This window comes from Actinomycetota bacterium, from assembly GCA_030774015.1.
Classification (GTDB): domain Bacteria; phylum Actinomycetota; class UBA4738; order UBA4738; family JACQTL01; genus JALYLZ01.
Genome location: JALYLZ010000006.1, coordinates 1 through 2,288, shown reverse-complemented (window position 1 = coordinate 2,288; position 2,288 = coordinate 1). Strand labels below are relative to the sequence as shown.

4 protein-coding genes are annotated in these 2,288 nt (G+C 71.4%); 1 reads left to right on the top strand and 3 read right to left on the bottom strand.

Going from position 1 to position 2,288, the window contains the following annotated elements:
• Positions 1-38: 38 nt before the first annotated feature.
• Positions 39-446, bottom strand: a complete 408-nt coding sequence (locus tag M3Q23_00555) for a hypothetical protein (GenBank protein ID MDP9340607.1) — start codon at positions 444-446, stop codon at positions 39-41.
• Positions 447-596: 150 nt separating this feature from the next.
• On the opposite strand from M3Q23_00555, the gene M3Q23_00550 reads away from it, so the two are divergent.
• Positions 597-1,259: a helix-turn-helix transcriptional regulator gene (locus M3Q23_00550; GenBank protein ID MDP9340606.1), complete on the top strand. Its 663-nt coding sequence runs from the start codon at positions 597-599 to the stop codon at positions 1,257-1,259.
• Positions 1,260-1,464: 205 nt separating this feature from the next.
• On the opposite strand, the gene M3Q23_00545 is transcribed toward M3Q23_00550, so the two are convergent.
• Both M3Q23_00545 and M3Q23_00540 read right to left on the bottom strand, forming a co-directional pair.
• Entirely contained in the window at positions 1,465-1,617 is a 153-nt protein-coding gene (locus tag M3Q23_00545) for a hypothetical protein (protein ID MDP9340605.1), read from the bottom strand.
• 363 nt (positions 1,618-1,980) lie between these two features.
• On the bottom strand, positions 1,981-2,288 hold a 308-nt coding region (locus M3Q23_00540), incomplete at its 5' end, for a site-specific DNA-methyltransferase (protein ID MDP9340604.1).

The following is a 2,288-nucleotide window of genomic DNA, read 5'->3' as shown; positions in this document are numbered from 1 at the left end:
CTACGTTGACAAGGAGCCCAGGTGGTGGACCTCCCGCCTCAGAACTGCGGGATTACGTGAACGCGGGACTGGTGGATAACTTGAACGCGAGCCCTTTCAACTGGTGGTTTCCGTGAACGCCGACACGTCCTCGACGCGAGACGCCTGAAGGGGTACAGGGCGTTGGCGCACCGCCAGGCGAGGCGCTCGACGATCGGGCTCCCCTCCCCCGAATCGGGGAGGGGGGTCCCGTCCGGCCACTGCCGCTCGAAGCGGACCAGGAACAGGCGCTCGAACTCATCGTGGATGGCCCGCACCGCCGCCTTGAGCGCGGGCTGGGCGAGCACGTGCCTCAATGCCCGCTCGGCGGGCGACGGCTGGTCCCCGTGGGGAGCGGAGCCGGGGAGGCGGTCGACCACCAGGACGTAGTCCACCTCCTCCGGGAGGGCGGAGGGAAGGTCCTGCATCCGGGGCGGCAGGAGGTCGACCTGCTCCCTCGTAGGCGTACATGTCCTCCTCCCCCCTTGATCGGCCGATCGGCATCACACCGGTGCGCTTTCCAACTCTACTGTTTCAGATGGGCGGGAATCAACTGGTGATGGTATAGCGTCCCGGTCGTGAGCCCAGCCGGCACCCGGGGGACCGAGTGGAGCCTGAACGAGGCCATCGCGGAAGGAGTCCGGGAGCTCCGGGCGAGCCGGGGATGGACCCAGGACCGCCTCGCCGACCGCCTGCGGGCCGCGGGGTTCCTGGGGTGGACCCGGGCCATGGTGGGGGCCCTGGAGACCCGGCGGCGCCAGGTCTCCGCCGGCGACCTGGTGGCGCTGTCCGTGGCCTTCGGCGTCCACCCGCAGGATCTCCTCCCCGCCCGCTCCGGGCCGGTGGTCCTGGACGACGGGACCGCCGTGCCGCTGGAGGCGGTCAGGCTGGCCCTCGGGGGGAAGCCCCGGGCCGCGGAGCGGACCATCGGACCCATCCCCCCGGTCGAGACGGGGGCAGGGACCCTGCGGGCGGGGCTTCCCGCAGTGAAGGTGCCGAGGGCCCTCGTCGAGCGCGCCGCCAAGGGGGAGCTGGAGCTGCACATCGCCCGGTCCCTCGGGCTCGACCCTCGCGAGGTGGCCGCCACCGCCTTCGCGTTGTACGGGCGCTCGGCGACGGGGGAGCGCGAGCGCCGGGCTCCCGATCCCCGACGTCCGGGGGTGAAGCGCCAGGCCAGCCGGCGGATCATCGGGGAGATCAGGTCGGCCGTCGGGGCCCGGGCCCGACGACGGGCGGACTGAGCTCGACGGCCGACGACCGGATCCCGATCCTGGCGACCTTTCGCCCGCGTGCGGGAGTCCCTCCAGGCCGCACCCATCCCCGCCCTGCTCGGAGGCGACAAGGGCGGTGGGCGACCGCCTCTGAGACGGTCCGAGATTCCAAGTGGCTCCCTCAAGCTCCAGGGCAAGAGATGAGATTCAGCCTGGCTGCCCCTGAGAGCGACCATCACGGCAGACCCAGGAGCTTGCGAAGGGAGTCGCCGTCCATCTCGCCCACCTTCCTCGCCTCCCCCAGGTCGAAGGTCATGTCCATGAGGCCGCCAGGGATGTTCGTGACCCAGTTCACCACCGGGGTAGTAGACGAGGGCCCAGTGCTCATCGTCCTCGGCGAGGTCCACCAGCTGCTCCGTGAACACCAGGAAGTCTCCTTTCGACGGGAAGGCTCGGGCGATGCAGCCCGCCGCCGTTGCCTCCTCGTCGCTCGCCTCCCGGGGGCTGGCGCGACCCTCCGCCACCACGGCGAGCGCGGCGAGTTCCCGGAACGCAGCCAGGAGGACCTCCCGCTGGTCCGCGCCAAGCGGTGGGGCGCCGGCGCCCCCGAACCGGCCTCCCAGCACGTTGCTGATCGCCGCATCCCAGAACAGCTCGTCGCTTCGGCGGTCCGACCCCACGGGGTCATAGTGCGCCGCCACCCAGATGCGCAGACCGCGCAGCAATTCGTCGCAAGCAGGAGTGTCCACCTCTACCACCTGGTCACGGCGGCCCGAACAGCCACCACCCGGGCTCCCAGCCCTGCCGAGGAAAGTCGCCGCTCGGCCAGGTCGACGTACGCGGGCTCGACCTCGACCGAGACGGAGTTCCGGCCGGTCTCCATCGCGGCGAGGGCGGTGGTCCCCGTTCCGGCGAAGGGATCGAGCACGGTGTCGCCGGCGAAGCTGAACATCCGGATGAGGCGGCGCGGCACCTCCGCCGGATACGGGGCCGGGTGGTCTCGCCTCACCTGCCCAGGGACGCCCGTCCAGATTGGTGCGAACCACCGGACGTAGTCGT

Excerpts from the sequence above, each read along its gene's own strand:
- M3Q23_00545 (MDP9340605.1), bottom strand. The coding sequence starts at position 1,617 with ATGAGCACTGGGCCCTCGTCTACTACCCCGGTGGTGAACTGGGTCACG.
- M3Q23_00555 (MDP9340607.1), bottom strand. The coding sequence starts at position 446 with ATGCAGGACCTTCCCTCCGCCCTCCCGGAGGAGGTGGACTACGTCCTG.